Genomic DNA, 5,020 nt, shown 5'->3' on the forward strand with positions numbered 1-5,020 from the left:
TTGTCGTAATCGGTGCCCAATGGGGTGATGAAGGCAAAGGTAAGATTGTTGACTGGCTGGCGGAAGAAACCAGCGGTGTTGTACGTTTCCAAGGCGGCCACAATGCCGGCCATACTTTGGTCGTCGGTGGCAAAAAAACCATTTTGCGCCTGATTCCAAGCGGCATTTTGCATGAGACTTTGGACTGCTTCATCGGCTCAGGCGTTGTCGTTTCTCCTGAAGCATTGTTGGGTGAAATCGACGAATTGAACGCTGCCGGTGTGAAAAACGTTGAAGGCCGTCTGAAAATTGCGCCGACCTGCCCATTGATTCTGCCTTACCACATTGCGCTTGACCAAGCACGCGAAGCTTCCCGCGGTAAAAGCAAAATTGGTACAACCGGTCGTGGCATCGGCCCAGCCTATGAAGATAAAGTTGCCCGTCGCGCGATTCGCGTGGTGGACTTGTTGCACCCTGAAAAACTGGTTGAAAAACTGGAAGCCATTTTGGCTTATTACAATGTTCAGTTGCAACACCTGCACAATGCCGAGCCGGTAAAAGTTGAAGACGTGATGGCGGTCATTGAAAAAGTTGCACCGCGCATTACGCCGATGATTACCGATGTTTCCCGTGTTTTGAACGAGAAAAACCGCAAAGGCGAAAGCCTGTTGTTTGAAGGCGCGCAAGGTACGCTGCTGGACATCGACTATGGTACTTATCCGTTTGTAACTTCCTCTAACTGCTTGGCTGGTGCCGCTTCTGCCGGTGCAGGCGTAGGTCCGCAAATGCTGGATTACGTTTTGGGTATCGTTAAAGCCTATACCACCCGCGTGGGTTCAGGCCCATTCCCGACTGAATTGTTTGACGAAGTGGGCGCAGGCTTGGCTGAACGCGGCCATGAATTCGGCTCTGTAACCGGTCGTGCGCGTCGTTGTGGCTGGTTTGACGCGGCTGCTCTGAAACGCTCTATTCAAGTTAACGGCATTTCCGGCATGTGCATTACCAAGCTGGACGTGATGGACGGTATTGAGAACATCAATATCTGTGTAGGTTATGAATTGCCTGATGGCAGCAAAACCGACATTCTGCCTTGCGGCTCCGATGCGGTAGAAACCTGCAAACCGATTTACGAAACCATGCAGGGTTGGAGCGAGTCGACTTTCGGCGTGAAAGAATATGACAAGCTGCCTGAAAACGCTAAAGCTTATCTGAAACGTATTGAAGAAGTGTGCGGTGCACCTGTAGCCATTGTTTCAACTGGTCCTGACCGTGAAGAAACCATCGTTTTGCACCACCCGTTTGCTTAATTGATTAAGTGAATAAAAGGCCGTCTGAATGTTTCAGACGGCCTTTTATATGAAATGCAATAAAAATTCAGCCCTGAAGGATGCCTGTCTTCAGGGCTTAATTTCGTATTCTACGCCGTTTTTAAACGCGAGTGTTTGGAAACCGAGATGTAGTGCCAAGTAACAATTATTCTCATTGATGTAAGTCAAGAAAAGGCTAGTCTGTAATTTTATTTCAAGAAAACTCCTGTAAATGGAAGGGTATTAGTGCTATCCTTTCAGAAATTTACAGTCTATATTTCCAATAAAATTAGGAGCTTGATATGTCAAATGATGTTCAGCAACGTCCAGCCGCTTGGGAAGGTTTTACTGGCGGCAACTGGGAAACCAACGTAGATGTTCGCGATTTTATTCAGAAAAACTACACGCCTTATGAAGGCGATGCCTCTTTCTTGGCACCTGCAACCGAAGCCACAACCAAACTGTGGGCGGACGTATTGGAAGGTATTAAAGTAGAAAACCGTACGCACGAGCCGTACAAAATCGACGCGCAAATCATATCCGGTATTACCAGCCACGCTCCAGGCTATATCAACAAAGATTTGGAAACCATCGTCGGCCTGCAAACAGACGAGCCTTTGAAACGCTCCATCATGCCGTTTGGCGGTTTGAAAATGGTGCAAGACGCGTGCAAAGTGTACAACGTTGAGTTGAATCCTGAAGTCAGCGAAATTTTCACCAAATACCGCAAAACTCATAACCAAGGCGTGTTTGACGTTTACACTCCCGACATCCGCCGTTGCCGTAAATCAGGCGTGATTACCGGTCTGCCGGATGCTTATGGCCGTGGCCGTATTATCGGTGACTACCGTCGTGTTGCATTGTACGGTATCGACTTTTTGATGAAAGATAAACTCAACCAGTTCAACTCACTGCAAGCCGATTTGGAAAACGGTGTGGACTTGGAAGAAGTGATCCGCCGCCGCGAAGAAATCAATGAGCAATACAAAGCATTGGGCCAAATGAAAGAAATGGCGGCTTCTTACGGCTACGATATTTCAGGCCCTGCAAAAAATGCACAAGAAGCCATCCAATGGACTTACTTTGCCTACCTCGCTGCCGTTAAATCTCAAAACGGTGCGGCGATGTCCTTCGGCCGTGTATCTTCATTCTTGGACATCTACATCGAACGCGACCTAAAAAACGGTGTGATTACCGAAACCCAAGCGCAAGAATTCATTGACCATTTAGTGATGAAACTGCGTATGGTCCGTTTCCTGCGTACTCCGGAATACGATCAACTCTTCTCCGGCGACCCGATTTGGGCAACCGAATCTATCGGCGGTATGGGCTTGGACGGCCGTACCTTGGTAACACGCACCAACTTCCGCGTGTTGCACACACTGTACAACATGGGTCCGTCTCCTGAGCCGAACATCACCGTATTGTGGTCTGAACAACTGCCACAAGGCTTTAAAGAGTACTGCGCAAAAGTATCCATCGACACTTCGTCTATCCAATACGAAAACGACGACTTGATGCGTCCTGACTTCAATAGCGATGACTACGCTATTGCCTGCTGCGTGAGCCCGATGATTGTCGGCAAACAAATGCAGTTCTTCGGCGCTCGTGCCAACTTGGCAAAAACCCTGCTGTACGCAATCAACGGCGGTGTGGATGAAAAATCTAAAGAACAAGTTGGTCCGAAAACCGAACCGATTATGGACGAAGTCTTGGACTACGACACTGTCTTTGCGCGCATGGACAAATTCATGGATTGGCTGGCAACCCAATACGTTACCGCGTTGAACATCATTCACTACATGCACGACAAATACAGCTACGAAGCTGCATTGATGGCATTGCATGACCGTGATGTGATCCGTACGATGGCTTGCGGTATTGCCGGTCTGTCTGTGGCTGCCGACTCTCTGTCTGCCATTAAATACGCCAAAGTGAAACCGATTCGCGATGAAAACGGTATTGCCGTTGACTTTGAAATCGAAGGCGAATACCCACAATTTGGTAACAACGACGACCGCGTGGACGATATCGCCTGCGACTTGGTGGAACGCTTCATGAAAAAAGTGGCAACCCACAAAACTTACCGCAACGCAACGCCGACCCAGTCCGTGTTGACCATTACCTCCAACGTCGTGTACGGCAAAAAAACCGGCAACACGCCGGACGGCCGCCGCGCAGGCGCACCGTTTGGTCCGGGTGCAAACCCAATGCACGGTCGTGACGTCAACGGTGCAGTCGCTTCATTGACTTCCGTAGCCAAACTGCCATTTGAGTTTGCCAAAGACGGTATTTCCTATACCTTCTCCATTATTCCTGGCGCGTTGGGTAAAGACGAGCATTCTCGCGAACGCAACCTTGCCGGTCTGATGGACGGTTATTTCCACCATGAAGACGGTATTTTGGAAGGCGGTCAACACTTGAACGTCAACGTATTGAATCGCGAGACCTTGGAAGATGCGATGCACCATCCGGAGAAATATCCGCAGCTTACCATTCGTGTGTCAGGTTATGCGGTTCGCTTCAACTCGCTGACCCGCGAGCAACAGCTTGACGTGATTACCCGTACGTTCACAGAAACCATGTAATCCAGGTGGAAAAACAAACCGGAAGCTAAATTTGCATTGGGTTTGTTTTGAAACAAAGCTCCGAGGCCGTCTGAAATGTTCAGACGGCCTTTATTATCGTACAATCCATATAAGCAAAAACATTTTTGAGACGAACACTATGTCCACGACTTTTGCCATTACCCCCGAGCCGGAACTGAAAGACCTTGGCCACCGTCACTATAACGGCAAAGGTATTATTCATTCGATTGAATCTTGTGGTGCTGTCGATGGTCCGGGTTTGCGCTACGTGCTCTTTTTGCAAGGTTGCCTAATGCGCTGCCTGTATTGCCATAATCGTGATACTTGGGATTTTCATACCGAGCAGGCGCAGGAATTGGATGTGGCAACCGTGATGAAGCAGGTCATGACCTATCGTCATTATCTGCGTGCGACAGGCGGAGGCGTAACGGCAACCGGCGGCGAGCCGTTATTGCAATATGAATTTGTGCGCGATTGGTTTACGGCCTGTCGGGAACACGATATCCATACCTGTCTCGACAGCAATGGCTATGCTTTGCACTATGATTCGATTTTGGATGATTTGCTCGATCATACCAATTTGGTCATGCTCGACTTAAAACAAATCGATCCTGAAATCCATAAAGTACTTGTCGGTATCCCAAATACCAAAACGCTGAAATTTGCACGCTATCTTGCCGAACGCAATCAGCCGACACGTGTGCGTTATGTGGTTGTTCCCGGTTATACCGATGATGAGCGTTCAGCACATTTATTGGGCGAGTTTATCGGCGATATGGATAATGTCGAAATGGTCGAGCTTTTGCCGTATCACGAATTGGGCGCACACAAATGGGCTTTGTGCGGCGACGAATACAAATTAAAAGGCGTACATCCGCCACCTAAAGAAACCATTTTGAAAATCAAAGAAATATTAGAGAGTTACGGAAAAAACATTATTTATTAAAACAGAAAAAGGCCGTCTGAAACGAAATAATCAGTTTCAGACGGCCTTTTCATGATTGAAAAGACTTAAGTGTTCAATGCGGCCAAAACCTTGGCGACAACTTCTGATACTGCAACGGCTTGAGCCTGATTGTCACGGCGTTCGGCATATTCGACATTACCTTCTTTTAAGGCGCGATCGCCGATCACGATGCGGTGAGG

4 protein-coding genes are annotated in these 5,020 nt (G+C 48.3%); 3 read left to right on the forward strand and 1 reads right to left on the reverse strand.

Going from position 1 to position 5,020, the window contains the following annotated elements:
* From ACTHUT_RS13795 to pflA, 3 genes are all read left to right on the forward strand, one after another.
* Window positions 1–1,286: adenylosuccinate synthase (locus tag ACTHUT_RS13795; protein ID WP_440418909.1), on the forward strand; the 1,286-nt coding region annotated here is incomplete at its 5' end.
* A 302-nt stretch (window positions 1,287–1,588) separates the two neighbouring features.
* Entirely contained in the window at window positions 1,589–3,874 is a 2,286-nt protein-coding gene (gene pflB / locus ACTHUT_RS13800) for a formate C-acetyltransferase (RefSeq protein WP_070633587.1), read from the forward strand.
* Between the two features lie 139 nt (window positions 3,875–4,013).
* Window positions 4,014–4,820 carry a pyruvate formate lyase 1-activating protein gene (gene pflA / locus ACTHUT_RS13805; protein ID WP_263336766.1) on the forward strand — a complete coding sequence of 269 codons (807 nt, stop codon included), beginning with the start codon at window positions 4,014–4,016 and terminating at the stop codon, window positions 4,818–4,820.
* 65 nt (window positions 4,821–4,885) lie between these two features.
* Here pflA and ACTHUT_RS13810 read toward each other — a convergent pair.
* Window positions 4,886–5,020, reverse strand: a 135-nt coding sequence (locus ACTHUT_RS13810; RefSeq protein ID WP_440418910.1) for a His/Gly/Thr/Pro-type tRNA ligase C-terminal domain-containing protein, incomplete at its 5' end; no start/stop codon positions are given.

The organism is Neisseria sp. P0022.S010 (assembly GCF_051956635.1).

Coding starts and splice junctions, on each gene's coding strand:
- pflB (WP_070633587.1), top strand. CDS start 1,589: ATGTCAAATGATGTTCAGCAACGTCCAGCCGCTTGGGAAGGTTTTACT.
- pflA (WP_263336766.1), top strand. CDS start 4,014: ATGTCCACGACTTTTGCCATTACCCCCGAGCCGGAACTGAAAGACCTT.